Here is a 26,865-nt window from a genome sequence, read left to right on the forward strand (position 1 = left end):
CCACACTAACTAACACCAAATGGAAAGCATTAAAACACATGGATACGGCGCGTCTGGGTCGCTATTAGGAGGTAAGACATTAGAACCGATGGACTTTGAACGCCCCGGGCCGCAAGCCGATGAGGTACTGATAGATATTTTGTATTGTGGCGTATGCCACTCAGACGTACACCAGGTAGAGAACGATTGGAACAACACGATCTATCCGTGCGTACCGGGCCACGAAATAATTGGTAAGGTCACTTTCGCCGGTGCGAATGTGACCAAATTTAAGGTTGGCGATACCGTAGGCGTTGGCTGTATGGTAGACAGCTGCAAAAGCTGTGAAGCCTGCCAAGAAGGCGAAGAGCAATTTTGCCTGCATCCGCACGGGCCAACCATGACTTATAACGGATATTTTATTCCGGATGGTTCAGGTTACAACACCTTCGGCGGATACTCTAACAATATTGTGGTTAAGGAAGATTTTGTCTTAAGCATCCCAAAAACCCTTGACATCAGCAAGGCCGCACCGATCCTGTGTGCCGGGGTAACTACTTACTCACCTTTAAAACATGCCGGGATAAAAGCGGGAGATAAAGTTGGCGTGGTGGGCATTGGCGGGCTTGGGCACATGGCAGTAATGATAGCCAAAGCCATGGGAGCAGAGGTTACGGCTATCACGACCAAAGAAGAGAAACGCGAATCTGCTTTGCAATTGGGCGCCGGCGCGGTACTGATCTCTGAAGACAAGGAAGCCATGGCTAAGTACGACCGTTACTTTAACTTCATACTGGTTACCATCCCCGATCCGTTTGATATTACGCCGTATGTATCACTTTTGAAACGCCGTGGTTCGCTGGTAACCGTTGGTTTGTTAGCGCCTTACAAAAAACCGCTTAACAATATGGATGTTGCCAGCCAGGGTCGCAGCATAGGTGGTTCACTTATCGGCGGGGTTGCAGAGACGCAAGAGGTGCTTGATTTCTGTGCAGAGCATAATATCCATCCACAGGTTGAGATGATCAGCATTGAAGAGATCAACGACGCTTATGATAAGATGAAAGACGAAGACGTGCGTTTCCGCTATGTGATCGATAACGCTTCGCTGAAAAAATAAATGATGGCTTAACAAACGGAATCCCGCGCAATAGCGGGATTTTTTGTTTAATGGGATATCAAATAAATAGTCACCAGCGATGACGCCCGCGTTTTAGGATTAAGGAATCTGCCGGTAACGTTTTCATTATCGTAATTGGCAAAGCTCTTCAATAAAGTGTACTCGACATGCTGGCCACGCAAACGGTCAAGCACTTCTTGCCTCACGTAGAAAATGGCTTGTTTATCGCTATGAGCGGAAAACTGATCCAGCGGGACGATCTTCACCGGGCGGTTTACATAAAACTGGAATATGTTGTTGGTATCTTCAAACACGTAAACGCTGTCGGTTTTTGCCGAATGCCGGTTTACGAAGTTTGCCGCAGCTATCTCGCCTTTATATTTCACTATCTGAGGATACAAAAACGCCGTTACATAGAAATTTGCGATAATCACCGCCAGGCAACTGCTTACAAATGCTACTGTGATCTTATTTGCCGGTTCGCGTTGTAGGCGAGAGAAATAAACTATTAGATATACAGCGACTATTACTGTTAATATAATCTTAGAATAGAGTCCGGGAGCTATGATGAAGTTAAGCAGTACAGTAGCCACCGGCAATGCTGCAGTATAGATACTTTGCGTGATCAGGATGTATTTTTCTCCTGCTACAGGTAACTTTTCGTGTAGCAAAGCAGCTGCGAGGATGGCGAATAGCGGGAATAAAATATTTGTGTAGAAAGGCAGCTGGAAGCCTGAAACAGAAAATAATAACAGTAATATGAGGCTACCGCATAAAGTGTAATATTCATTAAGTGGCAGGCGTTTAATTATCTGTTGAAAACGTTTGGCCAGAGCATAATAAAGCAGCAGGCACCAAGGCGCGAAAGCCCACAAAAGGGTATGTACAAAGAAGAAGACACTGCCCGATTTACGCGTTATCGGTCCGCTGTTGAAGAACCTGCCGAACTGGCTATCCCAAAAGAAGAATTTTATGCCCGAGAAGTTTTGCTTGCCAAAAACTGTCCGCTCGGGGTGCAGATCAAACTGGTTGTACAAGGCCCAGACCTCGGGGAACATGAACAATGCGGTAAGCATAAGCAATGCCCAGTATTTGAATTGTTTAAGCGCCGATAGAAACTCACCCCGGAACAACAATTCGCCTAATAGTGCGCCGTAGATGCCAATCAGGATGAAGATACCTTTGGTCATTACGGCACATGCTGAAAGCATCGCGGCAGCTAACAGATCAACTACGCTAAACCGGTTTTTGAGATTAGAAATGTGATATATCGCGCCGATGAGCAAGCCAAACAAGTATGGCTCGGCACGGACGTCTGTGTTAGACATAATGCCATGCTGAGTAAGCATCGCGATGAGCACCGCGGTACGCGCCACGTTTTCGCCATAAAACTTTTTAGCGAAAAGATAGGTGTACACAATGCCGCCAAAGAAGAATAGTAGCACGGGCAAGCGGTATGCCCACGCAGATATGCCAAATATTTGGAATGATAACGCCGCCATCCAAAACGGGAAATGCGGCTTGTCCAGCCAGTCGCGGCCGTACGTATAAAGGTTTAGAAAGTCGTGGTGGTATAGCATCTGCTTGGCTACAGATGCATAGAGTCCGGGGTCATCTGTAAAGAACGGCAGGCCAATGCCGGCCACGTTCACCGCCACAGATAGCACAACCAACCCCCAGAATAAGCGCTTGCTGATATTCAACCGAAATGGATTTTGGCCTAAATATACAATCAAAAAATTCAAGGCTTCTTCTCACAAAATGGCATACCGATTGTATTACTATCAACAATTAAAATTTAAGATCATGTCAATATTAAAATATGCCTTAGTAGGCGCAGCAGTTGCGTGGGGAATTAACCACATCACTCAAAAACGCGACACAGACGGTAAATCTATTTTAGACGATATCCAGGACAAAGCACCTGAGTGGATGGATAAGGTTAAAGCCTATGCCGACGATACCCTTAGCCAGGTAAATCAAAGGGCACAGCAAGCAAGAGAAGATTATCAGGGATAATCTTATATCTGACAGAATTCTGAGCGATCTTTTCCGGTTGATAGTAATCGGATAGGTCGCTTTTTTGTTTTCTGAAACGGCATCGTTACGAACAAGAGCGAATATTTGCTGTTTGATAATTGTCTATCTTACTCCCAGAATTATCAGCCGAATGAATAAGAAAAGCCTTGCGGTAGGTATCGATATTGGCGGTACAAACACCAAATTTGGAATAGTTACTCCCGATGGTAAAATATTAGAAGAAGGCCGCATCCCTACAACCAACTATCCGCACATTACAGATTATGTGGATGCGCTTTACGGGCATATTTCGCCAATTATAGAAAAATATAAAGACCAAGCACCTATAAGGGGCATTGGTATTGGCGCGCCGAACGGCAACCACTTTACCGGCAGCATAGAACATGCGCCAAACCTGTTGTGGAAAGGCATTGTGCCGCTTGCCAAAATGGTAAATGAGAAATTTAACCTGCCATGCGTACTAAACAATGACGCTAAGTCTGCCGCCCTGGGCGAGCATAAATTTGGCGCGGCAAAAGGTCTGAAAGATTTTATCATGATCACCCTTGGCACGGGTGTGGGCAGCGGCATATTTGTGAATGGGAAATTGTTGTATGGCAACAAAGGCGATGCCGGAGAACTGGGACATACGGTAGTGAGGTATAATGGCCGCTTACACTGGTCGACCGGGTTGAAGGGAACATTGGAAGCATATTGCTCTGCCACCGGCATGGTGCTCACCGCGTTAGAACTGCGGAAAAAATACAAGGGTAAAAGCCTGCTCAAAAAGTATAAAAGAAAGGACCTTACCGCAAAAGCGATTTATGATTGCGCCATGAAAGGCGATAAACTTGCGCGGGATGTATTCAAATTTACGGGTACAGTACTGGGTGAAGCGCTGGCTAACTTTGTAATGTTTTCTTCGCCCGAGGCGATCATCCTTTTCGGTGGTGTTACCGCTGCCGGCGACCTGATCATGAAGCCTACCAAAAAGGTATTGGAAAAGCACTTGCTAACCGAATTTAAAGACGCGGTAAGACTGGAGTTTAGTCAGCTGGCGCAGAACGACGCTGCTATACTTGGCGCAAGCACGTTGGTGTAGTATCGCAAGGTGTAACATGTGACAGTTTCTCTGGTAATACTGACTTATTAGTATTTGACACGATCATGTCAGCGTTATAACTAATTGTGTATCAATGATGCACAATAGTGTCAGTGTTTCAGGTTTGCCTTTTTTTCTCAAAAACTGTCACATATTGTCACAGGGTGTGACAGTGACCTGTCCTAAAAAAAGTTGACACTTTTAATTGTTAATACTGAATTGAATTTACACTTTTTATTTTAGTCCTTAAAGGGGTTTACACTTGCTCTGTTATTTGTTGATGATTGGGATAATAGTTTCGCCATCGCCGCCTGAGGGGTCCGGATTCCCGGTGTGCTGCCTGTGGTGTCATCATATCTATACTGCTGTGCGGCCTTAAGTTGTTGTAAGTATTTATAGCGCTGCGTACCGCACGTGTTGCACCGCTCAGGTTTTTGTAAGCCTCATTTAACAGTTCAAGTTTAAGTATACCGTTTACACGTTCTGCAATGGCATTATCACGCGGGTTCCCGCTTTGGGTCATACTGATACCAATGCCTTCTTTGATCAAAAGTGCTGTATAGGTACCGCTGCAATATTGCGTGCCGCGATCCGAATGATGGATCAGCGGGGTGTCGGGTTGCTTTTGTGATAAGGCCATTTCAAGTGCTGTAAGGCAGCTGCCGGTAGAAAGATCATGGCTCAGACAGAAGCCAATGATCTTTCGGCTGTAAGCATCCGTGACCAGGCTCAGGTAAGCAAAGCCCTGCCCCACGCGGATGTAAGTGATATCGCTCACCCACAGCCGCCCCGGCGCTGCAGGCACCAGGCCGCCCGTCAGGTCGGGGTATTTCTTAAAGCGGTGGCAGGAAAAGGTGGTACGCGTACGGTATATTTTCCTGCGCACCAGCAAGCCGTTTTCTCTCAAAAGCTCAAAGAATGCATCCCGCCCTATGCCGGGCCGTATCAGTTCAAGCAGTTTCCTTGCACCCAGCCGCGGCTGGCGGCGACGGTGTGCCATTACTTGCTGAATGATTTCTTCTTGTTTAAAAGTCCGCATTTCTGTGGACCGGTGATGCTGGTAATAGGCTTGTGAACTGTAACCAAGCAGTCTGCATAACTCGCGCAGCCCGCGGCTGCGTTTTTGCATGCTTACTCCGACTGCCTGGTGCCAGACTTTTTTCTGATGTTGGTACCCAGCTCCTTATCTGCTATATCTATGATGTTATTCAGCAGCTCATTCTTTAGCTGCTCTGTCCGTAACATCGCTTTCAATAAAGACACATCATCGGGAAGAACTGTCTTCTTCGAACTTCTCAATGCCTTTTCGTTTAACTTGTCCTTGTTCACTATGCGGGAAATAGTTGTGGGTGATACGCCGTACTTTTTTGCTAAGGTACGCAAACTCTTACCCATGATCTCACGCTCATGTATGATACGCTCCGCTTTCCATTTGTCCATCTTGTTCCTCTACTTTTCTGTAAACTTATTTCAGGACAAGTCACAGTTTGTTTTAACGGCAATAATTGTCGATAATCAGAATTTTAATTTCGGGCATACGTAATATGGCAACAAAAAAAAGCCTGCGAATTTCGCAGGCTTAGTATTTCTAAAGCCCCTCTCCTTCGGAAAGGGGTTGGGGTGAGGTCGGATTATACCGCGTCTGACAGCGATGTAAATGTAAAGTCGCGGATCTTCATTGGCGGGATCAGATAGCTGCGGTAGCTTTCAACGCTGATGCTGCGCTCGGGTTTACCCAAAGCTTCCACATTGTTCAGCATAATTACCGGGCTTTCGTTAAAGCGCATATTCTTTATCGGGAATTTGATCTGGCCGTTCTCGATATAAAAAGTACCGTCGCGGGTAAGGCCCGTTAACAGCAGCGACTGCGGGTCTACCATACGGATGTACCAAAGGCGCGAAACTAAGATGCCCCGCTCGGTGCTTTTGATCATATCTTCCAGGCTCATGTCGCCGCCTTCCATAATGATATTACTTGGCCCGGGAACCGGGGCTACATTTTTCTTTTGCGCCCAGTAACGCGAGTAGCTTAGGTTTTTAACTACACCATTACGTATCCAGTCTATCTTTTCTAGGGGCTGGCCTTCACCATTCCAGGTAGAACCCGGCAGCTCGGTATTAAAAGGATCTGAGTAGATGCTTACTTTGTCATCTACCAATTTTTCGCCCAAACGGGTACCGCCGCCTTTTTTACTTAAGAAGCTGCGGCCTTCGTCGGCGCTGCGCGCGTCAAAACGGAACATGTTTTCAAGCATATAAGTGCCCGCAACCGGCTCCAATATCACGGTGTATTTACCAGGCTCAATGGCGCGCGCGTTTTTAGAGCTTAATGCCTTTTGTGTAGCTATCCTGGTTGCACTTGCGGTGTCCAGTTTGCTTACATCAGTAAAACCACGTGCTGCATAGCCAGAGATAGTACCCGCGGCATCACGAGTGGTCACAGAGAATATTACGTCTGTAGATTTATCATAAGCAAATAAACCTTTGCTGTTTGCTACTGCTTCAAAGCGGGTGGTGTTTTCCAAAAACCCTGCAGCTTGTAAACCTGCTGCTTTGGTTACGTCTAAACATTTGGCAGTAAGGTCTGCGCGCTGGTCAGGGGTAATGGCCGCGGTTTTAGGGTTATACTCTATCGAGTCTTTAAAGGTTGACGGGCCAAGCATCGGCATGCGCTCGGGGTTTTCGGGCGCTAACTGTGCCAGCTCTTCAGAACGGCGGACCACTTTTTCTAAAGAGGCATCGTCAAACTCATTAATAGTTGCAGAACCTGCTTTTTTACCGTAAACAGAGCTTACAGCCAGGCCAACCGTACTGATATCGCCCGCGGTTGACACCGCGTTTAAGGCAGTACGTATGTTGCCGCCGTCGTTACCGCGAAGGCTTACTTCACATTCGTCGGCTTTTGAATAACTAAGCACCTTCTTTAATAAAGCCTGTGCTTCTTCTCTACTATATATAGGCATGTCTATTATCCAATTTTACGTTTAGTATTTATTACATTAACTCCATTAAAGCGCGCGGTTGATGAACCATGAGACACAGCGTTAGACTGGCTTGGCTGGCCTTTACCGTCATTGAAAGCGCCGCCCAAACGGTAATCCCGCTCGTCGCAAACAGCAACTAATGAGTTCCAGAATTCCTGGTTTGTTGCCTGGTAAGCCACATCATTAAGCATACCTACAATTTTGCCGTTCTTGATCTCATAGAACAACTGACCGCCAAACTGGAAGTTATAACGCTGCTGGTCAATAGAGAATGAGCCGTTACCCACAATGTAAATGCCTTTCTCAACACCTTTGATCATATCATCAACGCTTAACGGCGTTTTGCCCGGAGCCAGTGATACGTTAGGCATACGCTGGAATTGTACGTCGTCCCAAGATTGTGCATAGCAGCAGCCTTGCGAGTGGTCTAAACCAATAATGTGCGCCTGGTCGCGGATGGTTTGGAAATTGCTTAAGACGCCATCCTTTACTATCTGGAAGTTTGTTGGTTTAACACCTTCGTCGTCATATCCAACCGCGCCCAAAGAACCGGCCTGGTCCCTGTCTGCAACAATGTTCATGTTTTTGCTGCCGAAGTGGAAGTTGCCCGATTTTAGTTTATCAACCGACAGGAAGCTGGTACCTGCGTAGTTAGCCTCATAACCCAATACTCGGTCAAGCTCAGTAGGGTGGGCTACAGATTCGTGGATAGTAAGCCACAAGTGAGACGGATCTAGCACCAGGTCATATTTGCCCGGCTCTACAGATTTAGACATCAGCTTCTCGCCCGCGTTCTTGGTGGCGTTCTTAATGTCTTCGATGATGTCGTAACGCTTTTTGTACCGGGTTACCACGCCGTGTACTTTCTCTGATTCGACCGGGGTAAGGTATTCATAACCCATACCGCAAGGCATGCTTAGCGCCGCACGCGATTCAAAACCGCCAATCTCAACGTCCCGCTTGGTAACAGAGAAGTTAGGATAGATGCGGTGTATGTCCTGGTCGATATAAGAACCATCGGTAGAAGCGAAATACTTCTGCTCGTTTATGGCGAAGATCATGGAGTTTACAAAGCTTGCCCCGCCTTTCATGGCTTCCCCGTTTGCGGTAAGCAAAAGGTCTATCTTTTCTTTAATAGGCACCTCGAAAGCATTTTTTTCGATAGGCGTTTTCCAGCTTACTTCGCCATAGCCTTTTTGCGGCGCTAATTGAACAGGTTTACCACCTATCTTAGCGTTTGCTTTGGCAACAGCAACCGCGCGTTCTGCAATTTTTGCTACGCCATCTTTTGTTACCGCGTTGCCGGCGGCAAAACCCCAGCAGCCATTGGCGATTACCCGTATGCCTACACCGTAAGATTCTGAGTTGCCTACGTTTTGTACGCGGTTCTCGCGGGTGATTACTGCCTGGCTTAAGTAACGGCCGATGCGCATATCGGCATAAGTTGCGCCCTTAGATTTCGCCGTGTTAAGGGCTACGTCTGCAAGCTCTTTTTTAATGCGCACGTCAACATAATTGAGCGCCTCTTCCTGTTCAATGGGTTTGCCCATTGCCATAAAGCCCGGCAGCACCATTGCACCGGCGCCCGCGGCCCCGGATAAATAAATGAAGTCTCTGCGTTTCAAGGTTTAATCTCCTTTTGCTTAGTTATAAATTATTTAGTTAGTCTTGTTGTTAAAGTAAAAACCCCTTTTTGTCATCTCGAACCGTCGTCAGACGGGAGATATTCTCTGCTTTTTTTATTTCTTATCTCAGAAGATTTCTCCTCGTGCCTCGTCGAAATGACGGGATGTGAAATATCAGCGAGAAAACTTTGCCTCTGCCCATAAATAGCTGAAGGCCAAAAGCAGCAAGACATAAAAGTATGTTTTAGATACGGCAATTGCTACCTTATGTTGTATTTGTTTTGTTACAGATTTTGGACGATGCTGCATAGCATATTGCCATGTATCATCGCTTAAGTTCAACCGTTTTAAACTCTGCCATTCGGTTTGCGGGTAAATATAAAACCACTGAGGTGCATCACTTCCCTGCTGAACCTGCTGCCAGCCGGCATGGGCGGGCCAATAGTCTGCAATATATTGAAACGGCATGTCGGGCTGCTGTATAACAGAAACCTTTTCGGCATTTATTTTAAGCTGTGGGTTTGCCACCGATGTAGATAATTGAACCTTAACGTGCCCGTTCACATATGGCACGGCAGTTTTCACAACCCATTGCGAATTAACCGGGACAACTTTAGCAGCTTTACTAATTAGCAACGACCAGTATGCTGTATAATCTTTTTCATTGCCGCTTAGCATCCAGTTATGGGTATTGTTTAGCACCGTAAATATTTCCCTGCCCGCACCTTGTAAGGTAACACCTGCAATTAACCGCCCTTGCGGATCTGTGAGTAAAGGCTGGATATCATTCTTTGCAGCGATAAAGTATGGATCGACCAGTAGTTTAGAAGTAAGATTATTCCCGCCCTGTATTTTGAATGCTGTAGCTACCTGGCCGGTATTTGCAGACCTGCCAAGCGAAAAGTTTTGCTGTAGCCAATGACCTGAATGTGTGGTACTGTCTGCACGGACAATTACGCCCGTTCCCTTTTGCAGCACCTGTTGCTTTAGCGCGCCGGCTTCTGCGGGTTTTAGGGTTTTCAAGACATCCAATGTCGCAAACACCGCATCGAATTTGCTGAGCAGGGCAGAAGTAAGCGTACCCAAGGACTGCTGCGGTACATTGGCAAATTCCTGGCTGTACTTGTCTTTACTGATCATGGAGCGCAGTGCCACACCATAATGATTTACTGTAAGCCAATCCTTAAGAAACTTATTTTCAAAATCGGGCGTGTTGGCAAGGATCAGCACGTTAAGCGGCCTGGTGTCCAACACTTCCAGGGGTATGCCGTCGTTACTAATAGTATCCTTACCGCTTATGGCAAGTAACCTGTAAACGGCGCGGCCAATGTTTTTGGGTTTGGCCTTTAAGTCGAAAGTTGTTGCACCGCCTGTAGGTATTGTGGCGGAATCGAGCGTAGTGCCTAAACCTTTCAGCACCAAATTAATAACGTTATTGGATGGGTTGTTGTACCTGCCCTGCACTGTTAAAGTTTCACCCGCCTTTAACCGTGTGTTCCAGTTTACAGAAGGTATGCCCTGCGGCGGTTTAGGAGAATTAAAATCTACCGGCAGACTGTCCAGTTGCTTAAGCTCATCCTCGCCCAGTCCGAAACCTAGTATTTTAACGGAAACATAGGCTGGCTTTGCGTTTGTGATATCCTGTAAGCCGTTTATCAATTTTGCCTTGGGGTAGGTCTTTGCGATCGATTTACTGAGGGTTACAACGGTGTCGTTTCGTGAAATGCTATCCGCGTTAAAACCATCGGTAAGCAAAACAGCCTGTTTGCCATTAACGCTGTCGGTTATTGATGAATAGCTTACAGGCAGTATGATACACGCTAAGGCACCGATAGCAAAAAGCACGGCCGCTAAGCGCAGCCACAGATTCCGCTTGTTGGCACGAATGATTTCCCGCCACACCGCAAAAATGGCAAGCAAAATACAGACGATGATAATGATATAAGTTTGGTTCATTACCTGTTAATCTTGCTTAAGTTTTTAAAGTAGCCCTGGCTTAGACCAAAGTCTGTACCCGAAGTTGAGGTCGGCATTTGCTGACGTGCAGGCAATAATTTTTGGATACCCGTTTCGGCACGGGCGATATTGGCCGGGGTCAACTTACCGGAAAGAATATTTTTAAAAGCCGTTACAGCGGGCAGATACCCCCGTGGATCTGTGCTTGCTTTTGCGCCAACTTGCTGGGCAGCAATTTGCAGTGAATGTTTATCAGCGGAGCTCAAGTTAGCATCTGTTTTCAATTGCTCTAATATCACAACAGCTTTTTGCAGGGCTGCATATTTATCGGGCTGCTGTTGCGCGTCTTCATGAGCAACAGGCTGTGCAATCTTAGTAAGGTCGCCGGTAAGTCGTTTCTCCGGTTTCAGCGGAGTGGTCTTGTAACCGGTTTTGGCCACGTATGACCTCGACTTTTGCTGCAAGTCCTTTAGTAAGGTTAATGCTTTAAATTCAAATGGCAGTGCATCCTGCGGTTTGTATAAGCGAAGCTGCAATTCTGCTTTCCACATTTCAGATAGTGTCGCCTTTAACTGCGCTTTAGCGGTAGGTTCGAGGAAAGTGGCATCTTCTGCGTTGTCATGTTTATCGGTATAGGCGTCCATAATCTTTCCGGCATTGCTAAAATTCTCGGCTTTGCCCAGGTCGCTTCCGGCTTCTTCGCCTATGTTAGATTCGTCTTCTTCGCCCAAAAACTTGCCGTAACGTAAGCGCAGCAGCTTTTGGTCTGTAGCCAGTTCATTCGAACGCTTATTAAATTCTGCTCTGCTGATGCTGTCTCTGGCGTGCAGTAGATTCTGGCTGTCAATAATGATCTGGCGTTCGCTGCGGAAAAATTCGGGTTTAAGGTTTACACCGGATACAATGCCGTCCATAGTTAACAATGCCGCGGTATCCTGGATAGAAACAATGTAAACATCTGTTTTGCTGACCTGCTGATGCGTATCTACTGCTTGAATATAAAAATACAACTCGTCGCCCGGTGCCATGCCTAGTTTGGAAAGATCAAGGGTTTTGGATAAGCTATAATCTTTGTCGTGCCCGCTGAAACTTTGATCGAAGTTTAATTTATACTCCTTGAATTTTACAGCCTCGCCCGAGCCCGTAGCCACAGTTGCACCTATGATACTGCCTGCAACGCCATAGTCGTCATTAACAGATACAGCAATGTTGACAATAGGCTGCCTGCCGGCTTCAATGTGGGTATATTGCTTTGGTGTCTTGATCCTGATGACAGGCGGGGCGTCTTTATTGATATTGATAGCATACAGGTCTGACAATTTACCGTCAATATTAACCTGGTAAGAACCGCCGGCAGTGACCCCTTTTGCTGCCGACCAATGCCGTTTGTCTTTACCGGCGCGCATCGCTATAACTTGTTTTTCGTCAAAAATGAGCTTGATATCTTTTACGTCGAGGTTAGTTTCTAAGTTCCAGCTGATGGTAGACCCTTCTTCGGCGTCTATTGTAAAACGGCTTTGCGTGCGCAGCGAACGGCCTGTATAAGCAGGCGGCGTGATCCTGATGTCCGCAGAACTTATCTCAGGTAAAATCTTTTCAGGCGGAAGGTTCTTGGCGCCTAACGTAGATGTTGCTGCAAAATTTTGAAGCGCCGCATACCATTTAACGGGCAAATGAGTCAAAATTTGAGAAAATACCACAGCCGTAAATAAAGCGATGATGGAAACTTTAAATGTGCTGCGCAATTGGGCAGGCGCGTTGGGTACATCGCGCAATGCGTTTTGTACTTTGCTTACCTGTAAACGCTCCAACAAACTAAGGCTGTCGGCCGGTTTAAGGGCTAAACTGCTGCTTTCCTCTAATTGCGGATAAGTTTGGTCTAAGAACGCAAGCACCTGATTAGTCTGCACTTTCCAGAATCTGTGAATTAAGCCGACTATTAAAACTGCAAACAGGAAGACAGGGATAGCATACGAGTAAGAAAGTCCGAATACGATGTGTAGAGTAGTGCCAACCGCGAAGGCTATCGCAAAGCACAGGATCAGGTCCGCGTTTACGCGGTTCATTACCCATCGGCGCCGTATAGTTGCAATTTTATTTGCGCCCTCAGCCATTTGCTTCTACCACTTTATTTGATGTTGCCAGCCATCGTTCAGCAAAAAATAATAACGCCAACGCGATCCAGAAATAAAAGGCCAGCTCTTTTTGCATGGCGAACTTTTTCGCAATTGCGGTTTTTTGAGACGTCTTGACCGGCATCATCTCATCGGCTGACATCTTCCGCCTGTCGAATTTAGAGAAGTCGGCTGCGGTGCCGCCAAACACCAATTGCAGCATTAGTTGCGGGAAAACGCTGCTCCAAACCAGATCATTATAAGCCGGGCTAAACCGCGTCTGAAATTTATAAAGCATTGCGTTGCCTTTTTTTATTGAAGATAAAAGCGCATTGCCATAGCCGTCGCGCCATATCGCCTCGCCACCCTGATTAACACTAATAGTTTTAAAAATTGCGGTTTGCTCGTTGCCGGATGGCAAAGCGTACATTTTTGCGCTAACCATATTGGTTGCAGCAAGGTTTTGCTTACCTTTTTGGTAGATAAACACGTCTGCGTTGCTATCAAACAACCTCGTCGGTACAGCCTGTTCGGATAACCAGAATACCCAGTTTTGCTCAGACGGAATTGGTGAACCGTTACCATAGACCTTTATTGAATACCGCCGCCTGCTAAATTGGCCTGCAGCCTCGAGCGCCGCTTTTAAATACTTTGCATCGTCCTGAAAATGGTCGGTATAAATGGCTATGTGCACCGCAGATGTATCAACCGTAAAAGATGTTGCCGGGTGCTGACTGAGACTAACCACGGCCCTGCCGTTTTTTACATCTACCTTGTATTCGTCATCGCCTTTTTCTGATTGAATGGTAGTGTAATCAAAACGAATTCCCGACGGGTTGCTTTTGCCCTTAACTACGCTAATTGTCTTATCATTACTAAACCAGGCACTTTGTACCCACTGCGCGCTGCTATCAGCAGTTGCATAAGTTTGCCAGTGAAGATTAAGATCTGCTTCGGGCTTGTCACCTGCAAAATGTTTCCGCTCATTTGAAGTATAAAGATAAATAGGTACATCAGCGGCTACTTTAGCATCTAATTCCCTGATCAATGACCAATAGTTATCTGCGGCGTTTCCTGGTTTCGATAAACTCGTGTCTTTTTGTTTAATGAGGTTTGCCAAATCAACCTTTGGAAAACTATCGTTAAAAAAGTGAAACTCATATCCTTTTTGTAAAAGTGAGTCTATGGGCTTTTTAAATTGGGTGTATCCCACTTTAAAATCTTCCCTAGGAAATAGTACCCACCCGGCAGGTTTCTTAGTTTTAAGCTGCTGCTGCAAGAAAGGTTGCGCCAAAAGAAAAGCTATTAAGGCAAGTAATAAACAGCGTAGCATTAAAAGCGGTATATCGGTCAATTTGAAACTGCGGCTGCTTTTACGTGACGCTTCTGAAATGAGAGAAATGCTGCCCACCTTAAGCACGCGTCCTGGCTTGATATTCCACAGGTGAATAACCAGCGGGATGGCCAGGGCAGCAAGTGCGGAAAACCAAATGGGATTTAAAAATTGCATTTATATCCCCTTTTTTCTTTGAACCAAAAAATCACGTAATGCAATATCTAACGGTTGAGATGTATCAAGCATGCGGTAGTAAATGCGCTTGTTTAACAACTGCGACTTGATGTTCTGCAGATGCACTATTAATCTCTCAGCATAAGTTTTTTTCGCCTGTATAGTGTCGATCTCGACAGTCTCACCGGTTTCCAGATCTTCAAGCGCAGAGTAACCGCCAAAATCAAAGTCGATCTCATTCTTTCCCATCAGGTGAAACACAATTACTTCGTGCTTCAACGCCGACAGCGAATCCAGAAGTTTAAATATCTCATCATTGTGCTGGTACATATCAGTAATAAAAACCAGCATTTCTTTGCGGCCGGCGCCCGCGAAAAGTTCCTTGTAATTTACCGGTTTAGTAAATGTACCCGACGGGGAAATGTTATCCAGCTGATAAAAAATACGTTGTAAATGTTGCGGGTCGTTTTTAGACGCGAGCGTAAAAAGATCGCCCTCGCGGAAAATATACAAACCGGACGCGTCGCCCTGTTGGGTAACCAGATAGGCAAGCGATGCCGCTAACCAGCGTGCATAATCTATCTTTTTTATTCCGCCATCTGTGTGGTTCATAGACGCGCTTGCGTCTATTAAAAAGCGGACGGAAATGCTCGTTTCTACTTCAGATTCGCGGATATAATAGCGGTCGCTGCGGGCAAACATGCGCCAATCCAGCCAGCGCAGATCGTCGCCCGGCTGGTAGCTGCGGTACTGGCTAAACTCTAATCCCGGCCCTTTGACAGTACTTTTATTATACCCGTTCATAAAGCCATCGATCACCGTTTTCGCCAGCAAGGGCAAATTCTTTATGGTGGTTAATACTTTTGGGTCTAATTGCATAAGCCTCACCCCACCCTCTCCAAAGGAGAGGGCTTTTGGTTGTTTGATTTATCTTTTTTTAACACTTAAAGATTAATAATTTCTTTGTTTTTGCCAATGCCTTTCAAATACGTGCAAAGATTTTAATGCCCTCTCCTTTGGAGAGGGTTTGGGTGAGGACTTTCATCAGATCGCCTTCGGCCTTGTAACCAGTTTTAAAAGTTCCGCCGTCGCCACGTCAGACGTGATACCTTCGGCTTCTGCTTTAAAATTCATCAAAATTCGATGGCGTAAAACGGGTATAGCCATGGCGTGGATGTCTTCCATTAAAACCGCGTAGCGGCCTTTTAGCAATGCACGTGCTTTGGCTGTTAAAATTAAGGCTTGGCCTGCACGCGGACCCGCACCCCAGCGTACCCACTCTTTAACATAATCCACCGTAGTAGTGTCCGGCCGGGTGGCGCGAATAATGCTGCTCACATATTTAACCAAGTCTTCGCTTATGCTTACCTGGCGTACTAAAGCCTGCGCCTGCTGGATCTCTTCGGCAGTGATAACCGGGGTCACCTCTGCTTTCTTTGTGCCTGTAGTGCGGTTCAATACCTCAAATTCTTCCTGCTCTGTCGGATAACCAATTTTTATCAGCAATAGAAACCGGTCGAGTTGGGCTTCCGGCAACGGATATGTCCCCGCCTGCTCAATAGGGTTCTGCGTAGCGAGTATAAAAAACGGCTTGTCGAGCGGATAGGTTTGCCCGCCGTAGGTCACCTCAAACTCCTGCATAGCTTCCAATAAGGCAGATTGTGTTTTTGGTGGTGTACGGTTGATCTCGTCTGCAAGGATGATATTGGCAAACAGCGGCCCTTTGTTAAACTTGAAGAAGCGCTTGCCCGTTACGTGGTCCTCTTCTAAAATCTCTGTGCCCACAATGTCTGTCGGCATCAAGTCGGGCGTAAATTGTATCCTTCGGAAAGCCAAGTGCAGTGCCTGCGACATGGTTTTTACGATCAGGGTTTTGGCCAGGCCCGGCACACCTTCTAAAAGGCAGTGTCCGCCTGCTAAAAACGCTACCAAAAGTTCATCTAAAATGGCGTCCTGCCCAACAATAACTTTCTGTATTTCTGTTTTAAGCTGCGGCAGTTTTGCCAGCAGCGTTTTAACATCATTCTCGGTAAGTTCCAAAATAAAAGGGGTGTTAATAGGATATTTATTTCCTGACACAATATATCGCCCTTTTAAGGCTTTTACAATTATGATTGCAAAATACTAAAAGAAGTATCTAAAAAATTACAAGGGCGATAACTGAAAACTGCTTTAGCCGAAAATATTGTACTAATTTTAGGGTTTAGATATTAATGCCCTTAGCACCAAAATTTACTTTCGCGCGTTTAAGCTACCACTCCGGCGACTGGGATACAGACCAACGCATGCCGTCTAACATTCTTAACTCGCTGCTGGAGTATACCACCATTCCTATCGAGCTGAAAGAGAAAACTATAGCCCTAAGCAGTCCGGAAATTTTCAACTATCCTTTTACCTATCTAAGCGGCCATAAACTGGTGCAGTTTGACGCGCAGGAACGGTCGAATTTTAAAAAGTACTTGCAAAACGGAGGTTTTGTGTTTGTTGATGATTGCAACCACGACATCGACGGCTTATTTGCCAAATCGTTCGAAACGCAGATGGCTTCGTTGTTCGGCGCAGGCGCGTTAAAGAAAATTCCAAATAACCATCGCATTTATAATTCGTTCTTCACATTTGAGAAAGGCCCGCCAAACACATCCTTTGAGTTAAATGGCTGGGGCGACGATCTAATACATGACTACCTTAAAGCCATAGAGATAAACGGCCGCATTGCAGTTCTATACAGTAATAAAGATTACGGCTGCGAGTGGGATTACGACTTTCGTAACAAGCGTTTCCTTGCTGAAGACAATACCAAATTTGGTGTAAATATTGTGGTTTATGCTATGGGGGCGTAGGTAGACTATAGGGAATTTGCAGAAAGGTAACTAATGCTTTAGTTTTATTTCATGACCATATCAATTAACTTACCTGAGGGTTTCGAAATTAGTGAAAATGAAATTTTGATTGCATTAGCAATCGGTTTGTATAGAAGTAGTAAATTGACTTTTGAACAAGCCGCACAACTTGCAAGGTACAGCTATCAAGATTTTTATAACAAGCTTGAAATCGATAAAATGTTCAAATTGACGGAAACGGAGCATCTATTATCTACAAATGCCAATAAGAAGCATCTCGACCAATCTATTGCTCAAGTCAACGCTGGCAATGTGATTCCTTTTAAAGAATTATAACCCTATGAAAAACATTCCATTAGCAATTTTGCTTTTCTTAACCACTTCCGCATTTGCTCAAAATAACTTGTCCGTTGGCAATAGCGGAAAAGTTTGGTCGGCGGCGTATCAGCAACGGGCGGCTGAATATAAAGCTTTATGTTTCCAGGCGTATAACATCGCTAAGATGCGGCTGGACGAGGCAGTTCGGCTGCATAAGAAAGGCAAACCCTTAGCGGTGGTGACCGACATTGACGAGACGCTGTTAGATAATAGTCCCGAGGGTGCACGTGCCGGTTATGCCAATGAAGGTTTCAATAACACCAAATGGCAGGAGTGGACCGCGCGTGCAGTGGCGGATACGGTGCCCGGGGCGGCGGAGTTTTTCAAATACGCGGCTAAAAAGCATGTGACCGTTTTTTATATCACCAACCGGGGTGAGAAGGAACGTGCGGCTACCTTAAAGAACCTGCAGCTATACGATTTGCCTTTTGCAGATGATGCACATCTTTTTTTGCGTGACAAAGTTTCGAGTAAGGAAACGAGGCGCCAAATAGTATTGGCCAGGTACAATATTGTGTTGTTATGTGGTGATAACCTGCCCGATTTTGACGTATTGTATGATAACCCAAAAAGTGAGGAAGGCCGTGCTGAGGTAACGCACAAGTTAAAAGCACAGTTTGGAAAAAAATATATCGTTATACCGAACCCATCCTACGGCGACTGGGAAAATGGCTTATATGATTTTAGGAGCAAATTGACTAACGGGCAAAAGGACTCTTTAATAAGGGCGAAAGTAAAAACACAGTAACATTAACTTTGCGTTAAGCAGTTAATTCTCAAAGGTCAATCGTTAGCTTTGTCATAGTCAAAATCTGCTATGAAACATCGCTTAGTCATTCTGTCTTTAATCTTTTTGTTTTTTGTGCATCTGTCTCAGGCGCAAACACCGGGCAAAGTAGCCGCTACAAACCAGGTGCTATTGTCTAATGGTTGGAAGCTAAGCCCTGCAGGGCGCTCTTTACACTTGGGCGATTTGCCGCTAAATATGGAACTCTCGCCATCGGGCAAGATGCTGGCAGTGACCAATAACGGGCAGAGTGTACAGTCGATACAACTGATCGACCCTAAAAATGAAAAACTGCTTGATGAGCAGGTTATCGGTAAATCGTGGTATGGCCTGGCTTTCAGTCATGACGAAAGCAAACTTTACGCTGCCGGCGGTAACGACAATATCATTCTTACCTACCACGTCACCAACAATAAGCTAAGCAAACCTGATACCATTAAACTGGGATTGCCATGGCCAAAAGACAAGATCTGCGTAACCGGCTTAGCGGTTAATAACGCGAATACGATACTATATGCTGTAACCAAAGAAGACAACACACTATATACCATTGATCCGGCGACAGGTAGCGTGATCAATAAAATTGCGCTCGGCGCGGAGGCCTACGATTGTTTGCTATCTCGCGACGAGAAGCAACTGTATATTTCATTGTGGGGCGCTAACAAGGTCGCGGTCTATAATACCGTTAGCAAACAGATCAGCCATAGGATAGCCACACAGAGCCACCCCAACGAGTTGCTGCTGAATAAAAGAGGCACCTTGCTTTACGTGGCCAATGCGAACGATAATTCGGTATCGGTGATTAACACTGCTACCTCGAAGGTTATAGAGACTATTTCTGCCGCGTTGTTTCCCACAAACCTCACAGGCTCAACCAGCAACGGTCTTGCGCTTAGCGCCAACGAAAAGACTTTGTATATCGCCAATGCCGATAACAATTGCCTGGCAGTTTTCGATGTAGCAAAGCCCGGCAACAGCCTTAGCCGCGGCTTTATCCCGGTGGGGTGGTACCCGACCAATATCAAAACTCTTGGGAATAAGATATTGGTAGCTAACGGTAAAGGTTTCAGCTCTATGGCAAACCCTAAAGGCCCGCAACCTGTGCTTAAGACCGATAACAGCAGTTTTCAAAAAGGTGCCATCAACAGCCGCGAGCAGTACATCGGTGGTTTATTCAAAGGCACATTATCTTTTATAGAAACACCCACAGCAGATCAGCAGCAAACCTATACCAAACAGGTTTATGCCAACACGCCCTTTAACAACCAAAAAGTGGCAGAGGCGGCCGGTGTGGCAGGCAATCCAATTCCGCGAAAAAGGGGAGAGGTTTCGCCTATTAAGTACGTCTTCTATATCATGAAAGAGAACCGCACTTACGACCAGGTTTTGGGCGATGCGCCGGGTGGTAATGGAGATACATCATTATGCATATTTGGCAAACGCGTTACGCCTAACCAGCATGCCATAACCAGTGAATTTGTTTTGTGCGATAACTTTTACGTGGATGCCGAGGTTAGCGCAGACGGTCACAACTGGACCATGGGTGCTTACGCGACAGATTTTACGGAGAAAACCTGGCCTACCAGTTATGGCAGCCGGGGCGGCGAGTATGATTTTGAGGGCACCCGCCCGATAGCTTATCCGAAAAATGGTTACATCTGGGATTATTGCAAGCGAGCGGGTTTAAGCTACCGCAGCTATGGCGAGTTCGGTTCGTACGGACAAACTAAATACCCCGCGCTGAAAGGGCATATGTCGCCATCCCCGCCATTTGATCTAAATATTCCCGACCAGCACCGGGTTGACGTATGGATCCGCGATTTCGATTCGCTGCTTGCCGTAAACCAGGTACCACGCTTTAATAATATGGACCTCCCGAACGATCATACCAGCGGTCAGCATAAAGGTGCTATCTCGCCCATAGCGGCGGTCGCCGATAACGACCTGGCGGTAGGCAGGTTCATTGAGCACCTGTCGCATAGCCCCATCTGGAAAGAATCTGTGGTGTTTATTTTAGAAGATGATGCCCAAAACGGACCTGACCATGTGGATGCTCACCGGTCCCCTGTTTATGTGGTTGGCCCTTATATAAAACGCAATGCAGTGGTACACCAAATGTATTCTACATCAAGCGTCCTGCGTACTATGGAGTTGATATTGGGTCTGCCGCCCATGAGCCAGTATGACGCTGCAGCCATGCCCATGTTCGAATGTTTTACTAACAAACCGGACTTCTCCCCATACAAAGTCAAACCCGCGGAAGTTGACTTAAACAAGCGCAATGTCGCCGTAAACGAAAGCAGCCGCCGCTCAGAAAAGTTTATGCTGGCCAAAGAAGATGCCGTGCCCGACCTTGAACTTAATGAAGTGATCTGGAAATATGTAAAAGGCGAAAACTCAATTATGCCCGCGCCAAAACGCAGCGCTTTTGTGATACTGGAGAAGAAAAAGAAAAAAGACGATGACGATTGAGCGGATGTGCGAATGAGTAAATGTGCAAATGTGCAGATGCTTGCTTTAGGGATGGTAATGGTAAGCCCGCAATTCGATAATTATTGGGAAAGGGAACTTCCAAATAAAACATACAGCCATTTTTTAAGCAATACTTTTAACCCCTCACCTGTTTACCAGGCTCTTAGCGATATTAGATCTTTCCCGCACAATTTTTTTAAATTGCTGTTGTAATACTATACATCGCATTTATGACGGTAATTGAGAACGAATATTTAAGGGTATCCATTAGCACGCAGGGTGCAGAATTGCATTCTGTATTTAATAAACAGACAGGAGTAGAGCAGCTATGGCAGGCTAACCCCGATGTTTGGCCGTGGCACGCGCCCAACTTATTCCCGGTTGTTGGCGGATTGATCAATGATGAATTGCATGTCGACGGTCAAAACTATGCGATGAAACGCCACGGCTTCGCGCGCCAGAGCGAATTTAAAATGGCCGCCGAGACTACTAAAACCCATGCGTTGTTTTCACTGCATTATAATGACGAGACCCTAAAGGTCTATCCTTATAAATTTACATTCCAGATCATTTACGACCTCATAGAAAACTCGCTTAGGGTTACCTATAAAGTCATAAACCTCGAGAGCAAGCCTGTCTACTTTTCAGTGGGCGGGCACCCTGCCTTTAACGTGCCATTTAACGCGGGCGAAAGCTATGAGGACTATTATCTGGAGTTTGAAACCACTGAGGCCCTGGCAACCCATCGTTTGTCTGCAGAAGGCTATTTCAACGGCGAGACAGACCCCGTGCAGATGAACGGCAACAAACTGCGCTTAACACGTCAGCTGTTTGATAATGATGCCCTTGTGTTTAAGCAGTTGAACACCCGACAGGTAACTATTAAAAGCGACAAGCACGATCAATCACTATCGGTAGAGTTTCCTCATTTTAACTATCTGGGCATTTGGGCCAAACCCGGTGCCGACTTTGTTTGCATAGAGCCCTGGCTGGGCTGCGCAGATACCGAAGGCAAACAAGTTGATATTTCGCAAAAAGAGTGCATACAGAAAGTAGAACAAGGGCACGTCTTTGAATCGAGCTTTTATGTGAGTGTGTAGAAAGGTAAGTCATGCCGAACTTGTTTCGGCATCTCACAGGACGGTATCTAAAAAGTTTATTTGCATTTGGGATGCCGAAACAAGTTCGGCATGACTCTTTTTATTATTTACTGTTTCACTTGAAACAGTTGAAACAGCTGTTCCCTACTTTTAAGTATCTGATAGGATGTTGCTCGTTGTTGATTATCAAGCAGTTGTAGCGTTTACCTGCGAGCACTACTTTGTCAGTGTTTCAATAAAATATGACAAGCGTCATAAATATTAATATTCGGATCGTCAGACAGTGATCCGGTTTCGCATCAACATTTTGAGACAGTGATCAATTTGCATGACGATAGCGTCTGGAATTAGATATTTATTAAAAATTATTACGAGCAGTAACATTGTTGCTTAAGGTTTCGTATAATAGCGTTAGCAACATTAATGCTAAACCTTATTATGAAAAAGATACCCCTTCTTATTCTGTCGGTTCTTCTGACGGGCTTTTGTTATGCTCAAATTCGTTATGTAGATTCCTTTTCCCAAGGGCTAACGTCTGCAAATAAAAGCAATAAGCTTTTGTTTGTGTCCGTAAATCCGCCTTCTTTCGCTTCATCAAGTGGCATGAAAAGCAGGCTAAATGACCCTGATGTCATCAAATATTACAATGATAATTTTATAAGCTTCTCCTGTGTTATAACTGATACGGCTGCTATGCGGCAATTGCGCAAGTTTCAGGTTGGGAACACGTTTCCGTGCTTTTTATTTATAGACGGGCAAAATAATTTGGTGTATAAAGCTACCGGCAATTCTCCGTTCGCGTCTAAATACATGGACATGGCTAAAGAGGCAATCAACCTTAATCAGAACGGGAACACCATAACTGCTTATGAAAAGAGGTTTAAGACGGGAAAAGCGGATGCTAAATCTTTAAAGGACTATATCTCCTTGAGAGAAAATATTGGCGTGTATGATAACGCAAAATTGGTTGACCAGTACGTTGATTTCCTGACAATAGGCGAACTTAATGACTATAAAACTATTTTGTTTTTGCTTGAAGCTGGTCCTTATGTATATGGCAAAACGTATTCGCTCATTTACAATAACCGTAAAATTGTAGATAGCATTTACAAAACAGAAACGCCGCGACTAAGATCAGACATCAATAACCGGATGATCGTTAACACCAGGGCAGAGGCGATTGCTACCAAAAATAAGGTCTTGGCCCAGCAGCTATCCAATTTTATACAAAACATCTGGAGCAAGACCAATTATAGGCAGGGGTTTATTGAAAGCCAACGCGAGATGCTTTTGTATTACAAATCTGTGAATGATACCACAAATTACCTGCGGGAAGCCGAGTATTTTTACGATGGCAACTATATGAGAATTTCAGCAGATTCAGCTAAAAAGCTTTTAGTTAAACAACGCGAAAACATTGCTAAAAATGGCATACGTGGGGTAAATAGTCTTATGAGTATAGATACAACTAAAACAAAAAGTGTTTTCACACTGCGGGAGGCGGGCATCTCTGCACCCGTTGACCCTATAGCGTCCGGCTTAAATGCAGGGGCATGGGAGTTTTATTTGACAGGTACAAAAAATAGTAATTATTTATTTAAAGCCTTGTTGTGGAGCAAGCGTTCCATAACTCTTTCACCAAATAACTATGCCTTTTATGACACGTATGCACATCTGCTTTATCGGCTATCTCTGTTTCAGGATGCAGAAAGTAATGAGCAGTCTGCCATTAATTATGCTAAAGAGTACAAGCTGTCACCCACCCAAATAAACCAGTTGGAAGAAGAGCTTAGAAAAATGAAGCAAAGGAAGCTTTAACTATCCCCCAAACAGCCCTAATTGTCCTTTATCATCAATATTAACATCATCGGGGTTAGTGATCTCAAAGCTGATGTTCTTTACAGGTTTCGGCTGGTCAGGCTCCACAGGCTCTGGTTCTTTTGGTTTTATTTCCTCGACAGGCTCTACAGCTTTTTCGGGCACTACATCTTTTGCAGGTTTCTTTTCATCTACAAAATCGGGCAAAGTTTCTTCTACCGAATCAGGTGCAGGGTCGGGTACATCCTGCTCATCGTCATGTTCGGCAATAAGGCTGATGGTGCGTATAGAATGAGCCGACAACCGGTTGCCCATGGCTTTCATGCCTTTTACATCGATCAGGTCGGCAAGGTTCAATTCGGCTAATTCTAAAGTTTCAGCTTTTCCCTTTAATTGTTCTATCTTGACGATAGGCTGCCCCGAACCGGATAGTATTACCAATTTAGAACCCGGCTCGTCGCTAATAATGCTGGTCACCTTGCCGTTGGCGGTATTCTCAAACGTAAAACGCTTAACCATGTAATTTTTAGATTTACCGTCGAAATGTACTACCGAGTAAACCTTTCCGGCATCGTACTTTTCGATCAGCGTCATCTTATCATCGAAATGGTTGTTGAGGTCAAAGCCGGTTAGTTCATATGTGCCGTTTGCGTAAACGTTAAGGATGCGGTCTTCGCCATCAAACTCGCCCAGGTATTTACCACGCCCATCGGCGTTGAGTCGGCGTAAAATATCATCGTACCAGATCTTACGGCCGGCAAGTGTAGATACGCCTTTAGATTTAAGCACCACTTTCTTTACGGGGTATTTCGTCACCATGTTACCAATGCTGCCGCGGCCTTTAATAGCCAGGGCTGCAAAGTCTTCATCAAACTGCAGTTTCTTTAATTTGGCATGTGGCTTAAGCTGTACAGTGATGGTTTCGGCCTCTCCGTTAGGGTTGGCAGTGAAGTACAATACCTTTGACGCTTTACTGCCTTTCGTTAGATCATATTCCTTATCGCGGGTTACGCCCGCTACGGCAAAGCGCTTAATGTATGATACGCCGCTCTGACCATCCTTATAGATCATGTTGTAGATGGTGCGTTCATCATTCTTTTTAAACACGGCAGCGTGCAAAATGTCTTTCCCTACAAATACTTTGTCCTGTACTTTGGTGATGATACACTTACCATCTTCGCGGAAAACAATGATCTCATCAATATCAGAGCAATCGCAAACAAATTCGTCTTTTTTAAGGCCTGTGCCAATAAAGCCATCTTCGCGGTTTACGTATAGTTTAACGTTTGCCAACGCTACCTGGGCAGCCTCAACACGGTCAAAGGTGCGCAGTTCGGTTTTGCGGCCCCGGTCTTTGCCGTATTTCTCCTTCAGTTTCTCGAACCAGGCGATGGTATAGTCGGTAAGATGTTTCAGGTGATGCTTGACTGTTTTGATCTCGGCCTCGAGCGCCTTCATCTGTTCATCCGCCTTTTTTACGTCGAAGCGGGTTATACTGCTCATAGGTTTATCAATGAGCTTTTTATAGTCCTCGGGAGTTATTGGTCTATAGAATTGCGCTAAAAATGGTTGGAACAAATTATTTAAAACCTCAACCACTACTTCAAAATTGCCCGAATTTTCATACTCGGGGTTTTTGTACATCCCCTCCTGGATAAAGATCTTCAGCAACGAACTGAAGAAGATCTTCTCCATCAGTTCTTTTAAACGTATCTCGAGTTCTCTCTTAAGCAGGTTTTTTGTGGCAAGCGTGCTTTCTTCAAGGATGTCATTCACACTCATAAAGTGCGGCTTATCGCCTTTGATCACACAGGTATTGGGCGACAAGGATATTTCGCAATCTGTAAAAGCGTAGAGGGCATCGATGGTAACGTCGGGCGAGATGCCTGCAGCCAGGTGGATCACTATCTCCACATCCATGGCCGTGTTATCCTCTATCTTCTTGATCTTGATCTTGCCTTTATCATTGGCTGCGATGACACTATCTATAAGGCTGCCGGTAGTGGTGCCAAAAGGTACCTCTGTTATTACCAGGGTTTTTTTATCGCGTTCATTGATCCGTGCACGCACACGAACTTTGCCGCCACGCTGGCCTTCATTGTATGCGCTGCAATCTGCAAAGCCACCGGTAAAGAAATCGGGCATCAGGTTAGCGCGCGTACCACGCAGAACGCCAATAGACGCGTCAATCAGTTCCACAAAATTGTGGGGCATTATCTTGGTAGCCAAACCAACGGCAATACCTTCGGCGCCTTGTGCCAGCAGCAGCGGGAATTTTACCGGAAGTGTGATTGGCTCTTTGTTACGGCCGTCATAACTGGCCTGCCAGTCTGTAGTATCGGGGTTAAAGACAACCTCATTGGCAAACTTAGATAGCCTGGCTTCAATATAACGTGGCGCCGCTGCCGAGTCGCCGGTCTCGGGGTTCCCCCAGTTACCCTGGCAGTCAATCAGCAGGTTTTTCTGACCGGTCTGCACCATGGCATCTCCAATGGAAGCATCACCATGGGGGTGATACTTCATGGTATTGCCTATAACGTTGGCAGCCTTGTTAAAGCGGCCATCATCCATCTCTTTAAGCGAGTGCAGGATGCGGCGTTGTACCGGCTTTAAACCGTCATTGATGTGGGGTACAGCACGGTCCAGTATTACATACGAAGCGTAATCTAAAAACCAGTTTTCATATAATCCATCCAAAGAGATGGTGTTGTGAATGTTGTCGCTACCTGAATTATTTGGTATATCCGTGCCTTCTGAAGGAGTGTCCTGAGCCATTTTAACCTTTGATCAGGTAAATATAATTACAACTTATAAAAAAAGCTTTTAATGTGGATAACAGACGTGAGCGGACTAGTGGCGATTGTAATAGAAATGTAAAGGAAATATTAACTAGTTATTCTAGTTATGGTGCTTAAAAATACTAGATCCCCTACTTATTCGTCATGAAATCAACTGGTTTTGAGGGAGATACAAAGTTTAATAATTGTTGTTTGCAACAAGTTAGTTAAAAATCATTTTTGCAAAAAAGTGTAGCTTTCATGTCAGAGTTTTTCAAATTGTT

General features: G+C 45.4%; 20 protein-coding genes. 9 read left to right on the top strand and 11 right to left on the bottom strand.

Going from position 1 to position 26,865, the window contains the following annotated elements:
* Nucleotides 1-19 precede the first annotated feature (19 nt).
* Nucleotides 20-1,099: an NAD(P)-dependent alcohol dehydrogenase gene (locus GO620_RS16825; RefSeq protein ID WP_157525103.1), complete on the top strand. Its 1,080-nt coding sequence runs from the start codon at nucleotides 20-22 to the stop codon at nucleotides 1,097-1,099.
* Nucleotides 1,100-1,146: 47 nt separating this feature from the next.
* On the opposite strand, the gene GO620_RS16830 is transcribed toward GO620_RS16825, so the two are convergent.
* The gene (locus tag GO620_RS16830) at nucleotides 1,147-2,844 is read right to left on the bottom strand and encodes an ArnT family glycosyltransferase (RefSeq protein WP_198173558.1); all 1,698 of its coding nucleotides are present in this window, start codon (nucleotides 2,842-2,844) and stop codon (nucleotides 1,147-1,149) included.
* Between the two features lie 61 nt (nucleotides 2,845-2,905).
* On the opposite strand from GO620_RS16830, the gene GO620_RS16835 reads away from it, so the two are divergent.
* Both GO620_RS16835 and GO620_RS16840 read left to right on the top strand, forming a co-directional pair.
* Nucleotides 2,906-3,118, top strand: a complete 213-nt coding sequence (locus GO620_RS16835; protein ID WP_157525107.1) for a YtxH domain-containing protein — start codon at nucleotides 2,906-2,908, stop codon at nucleotides 3,116-3,118.
* Nucleotides 3,119-3,269: 151 nt separating this feature from the next.
* Nucleotides 3,270-4,220, top strand: coding sequence for an ROK family protein (locus tag GO620_RS16840; RefSeq protein WP_157525109.1), 951 nt, complete (start codon nucleotides 3,270-3,272; stop codon nucleotides 4,218-4,220).
* 256 nt (nucleotides 4,221-4,476) lie between these two features.
* Here GO620_RS16840 and GO620_RS16845 read toward each other — a convergent pair whose 3' ends face one another.
* From GO620_RS16845 to GO620_RS16885, 9 genes are all read right to left on the bottom strand, one after another.
* Nucleotides 4,477-5,349, bottom strand: a complete 873-nt coding sequence (locus GO620_RS16845; protein WP_157527017.1) for an IS3 family transposase — start codon at nucleotides 5,347-5,349, stop codon at nucleotides 4,477-4,479.
* A 2-nt stretch (nucleotides 5,350-5,351) separates the two neighbouring features.
* Complete coding sequence (locus tag GO620_RS16850; RefSeq protein ID WP_200229806.1) at nucleotides 5,352-5,660, bottom strand: helix-turn-helix domain-containing protein; 309 nt, start codon at nucleotides 5,658-5,660, stop codon at nucleotides 5,352-5,354.
* Nucleotides 5,661-5,851: 191 nt separating this feature from the next.
* A complete protein-coding gene (locus tag GO620_RS16855; RefSeq protein ID WP_157523476.1) occupies nucleotides 5,852-7,183 on the bottom strand; it encodes a TldD/PmbA family protein in 1,332 nt (443 codons plus the stop codon).
* 5 nt (nucleotides 7,184-7,188) lie between these two features.
* Nucleotides 7,189-8,829 (bottom strand): TldD/PmbA family protein, encoded by a 1,641-nt coding sequence (locus GO620_RS16860; RefSeq protein WP_157523475.1) that lies wholly within the window; start codon nucleotides 8,827-8,829, stop codon nucleotides 7,189-7,191.
* 174 nt (nucleotides 8,830-9,003) lie between these two features.
* On the bottom strand, nucleotides 9,004-10,785 hold the full coding sequence (locus GO620_RS16865) for a hypothetical protein (protein WP_157523474.1): 1,782 nt from the start codon (nucleotides 10,783-10,785) through the stop codon (nucleotides 9,004-9,006).
* Nucleotides 10,785-12,899 carry a DUF4175 family protein gene (locus GO620_RS16870; RefSeq protein ID WP_157523473.1) on the bottom strand — a complete coding sequence of 705 codons (2,115 nt, stop codon included), beginning with the start codon at nucleotides 12,897-12,899 and terminating at the stop codon, nucleotides 10,785-10,787. The genes GO620_RS16865 and GO620_RS16870 overlap by 1 nt, the downstream gene beginning before the upstream one ends.
* Nucleotides 12,892-14,409, bottom strand: coding sequence for a BatA domain-containing protein (locus GO620_RS16875; protein ID WP_157523472.1), 1,518 nt, complete (start codon nucleotides 14,407-14,409; stop codon nucleotides 12,892-12,894). Before GO620_RS16875 ends, GO620_RS16870 begins: the two co-directional genes overlap by 8 nt.
* Nucleotides 14,410-15,288, bottom strand: a complete 879-nt coding sequence (locus GO620_RS16880; RefSeq protein ID WP_157523471.1) for a DUF58 domain-containing protein — start codon at nucleotides 15,286-15,288, stop codon at nucleotides 14,410-14,412.
* Nucleotides 15,289-15,453: 165 nt separating this feature from the next.
* Nucleotides 15,454-16,449: an AAA family ATPase gene (locus GO620_RS16885; RefSeq protein WP_157523470.1), complete on the bottom strand. Its 996-nt coding sequence runs from the start codon at nucleotides 16,447-16,449 to the stop codon at nucleotides 15,454-15,456.
* 173 nt (nucleotides 16,450-16,622) lie between these two features.
* Here GO620_RS16885 and GO620_RS16890 point away from each other — a divergent pair, with 173 nt between their 5' ends.
* From GO620_RS16890 to GO620_RS16915, 6 genes are all read left to right on the top strand, one after another.
* Complete coding sequence (locus GO620_RS16890) at nucleotides 16,623-17,249, top strand: DUF4159 domain-containing protein (protein WP_157523469.1); 627 nt, start codon at nucleotides 16,623-16,625, stop codon at nucleotides 17,247-17,249.
* Nucleotides 17,250-17,300: 51 nt separating this feature from the next.
* Entirely contained in the window at nucleotides 17,301-17,585 is a 285-nt protein-coding gene (locus GO620_RS16895) for a UPF0175 family protein (RefSeq protein WP_157523468.1), read from the top strand.
* Nucleotides 17,586-17,589: 4 nt separating this feature from the next.
* Entirely contained in the window at nucleotides 17,590-18,375 is a 786-nt protein-coding gene (locus tag GO620_RS16900; protein WP_157523467.1) for a 5'-nucleotidase, lipoprotein e(P4) family, read from the top strand.
* A gap of 69 nt (nucleotides 18,376-18,444) precedes the next feature.
* Nucleotides 18,445-20,886: a bifunctional YncE family protein/alkaline phosphatase family protein gene (locus GO620_RS16905; protein ID WP_157523466.1), complete on the top strand. Its 2,442-nt coding sequence runs from the start codon at nucleotides 18,445-18,447 to the stop codon at nucleotides 20,884-20,886.
* Between the two features lie 230 nt (nucleotides 20,887-21,116).
* The gene (locus tag GO620_RS16910; protein ID WP_157523465.1) at nucleotides 21,117-21,986 is read left to right on the top strand and encodes an aldose 1-epimerase family protein; all 870 of its coding nucleotides are present in this window, start codon (nucleotides 21,117-21,119) and stop codon (nucleotides 21,984-21,986) included.
* Between the two features lie 603 nt (nucleotides 21,987-22,589).
* On the top strand, nucleotides 22,590-23,804 hold the full coding sequence (locus GO620_RS16915) for a hypothetical protein (RefSeq protein WP_157523464.1): 1,215 nt from the start codon (nucleotides 22,590-22,592) through the stop codon (nucleotides 23,802-23,804).
* On the opposite strand, the gene GO620_RS16920 is transcribed toward GO620_RS16915, so the two are convergent.
* Nucleotides 23,805-26,579 (bottom strand): DNA gyrase/topoisomerase IV subunit A, encoded by a 2,775-nt coding sequence (locus GO620_RS16920; protein ID WP_157523463.1) that lies wholly within the window; start codon nucleotides 26,577-26,579, stop codon nucleotides 23,805-23,807.
* Between the last annotated feature and the right edge of the window lie 286 nt (nucleotides 26,580-26,865).

The organism is Mucilaginibacter ginkgonis, from assembly GCF_009754905.2.
GTDB classification, from domain to species: domain Bacteria; phylum Bacteroidota; class Bacteroidia; order Sphingobacteriales; family Sphingobacteriaceae; genus Mucilaginibacter; species Mucilaginibacter ginkgonis.

Bases quoted from the DNA above. Each gene is read 5' to 3' on its own strand.
- GO620_RS16825 (WP_157525103.1), top strand. From the start codon at position 20: ATGGAAAGCATTAAAACACATGGATACGGCGCGTCTGGGTCGCTATTA.
- GO620_RS16835 (WP_157525107.1), top strand. From the start codon at position 2,906: ATGTCAATATTAAAATATGCCTTAGTAGGCGCAGCAGTTGCGTGGGGA.
- GO620_RS16840 (WP_157525109.1), top strand. From the start codon at position 3,270: ATGAATAAGAAAAGCCTTGCGGTAGGTATCGATATTGGCGGTACAAAC.
- GO620_RS16845 (WP_157527017.1), bottom strand. From the start codon at position 5,349: ATGCAAAAACGCAGCCGCGGGCTGCGCGAGTTATGCAGACTGCTTGGT.
- GO620_RS16850 (WP_200229806.1), bottom strand. From the start codon at position 5,660: ATGGACAAATGGAAAGCGGAGCGTATCATACATGAGCGTGAGATCATG.
- GO620_RS16855 (WP_157523476.1), bottom strand. From the start codon at position 7,183: ATGCCTATATATAGTAGAGAAGAAGCACAGGCTTTATTAAAGAAGGTG.
- GO620_RS16865 (WP_157523474.1), bottom strand. From the start codon at position 10,785: ATGAACCAAACTTATATCATTATCATCGTCTGTATTTTGCTTGCCATT.
- GO620_RS16870 (WP_157523473.1), bottom strand. From the start codon at position 12,899: ATGGCTGAGGGCGCAAATAAAATTGCAACTATACGGCGCCGATGGGTA.
- GO620_RS16875 (WP_157523472.1), bottom strand. From the start codon at position 14,409: ATGCAATTTTTAAATCCCATTTGGTTTTCCGCACTTGCTGCCCTGGCC.
- GO620_RS16880 (WP_157523471.1), bottom strand. From the start codon at position 15,288: ATGCAATTAGACCCAAAAGTATTAACCACCATAAAGAATTTGCCCTTG.
- GO620_RS16890 (WP_157523469.1), top strand. From the start codon at position 16,623: ATGCCCTTAGCACCAAAATTTACTTTCGCGCGTTTAAGCTACCACTCC.
- GO620_RS16895 (WP_157523468.1), top strand. From the start codon at position 17,301: ATGACCATATCAATTAACTTACCTGAGGGTTTCGAAATTAGTGAAAAT.
- GO620_RS16900 (WP_157523467.1), top strand. From the start codon at position 17,590: ATGAAAAACATTCCATTAGCAATTTTGCTTTTCTTAACCACTTCCGCA.
- GO620_RS16905 (WP_157523466.1), top strand. From the start codon at position 18,445: ATGAAACATCGCTTAGTCATTCTGTCTTTAATCTTTTTGTTTTTTGTG.
- GO620_RS16910 (WP_157523465.1), top strand. From the start codon at position 21,117: ATGACGGTAATTGAGAACGAATATTTAAGGGTATCCATTAGCACGCAG.
- GO620_RS16915 (WP_157523464.1), top strand. From the start codon at position 22,590: ATGAAAAGCAGGCTAAATGACCCTGATGTCATCAAATATTACAATGAT.
- GO620_RS16920 (WP_157523463.1), bottom strand. From the start codon at position 26,579: ATGGCTCAGGACACTCCTTCAGAAGGCACGGATATACCAAATAATTCA.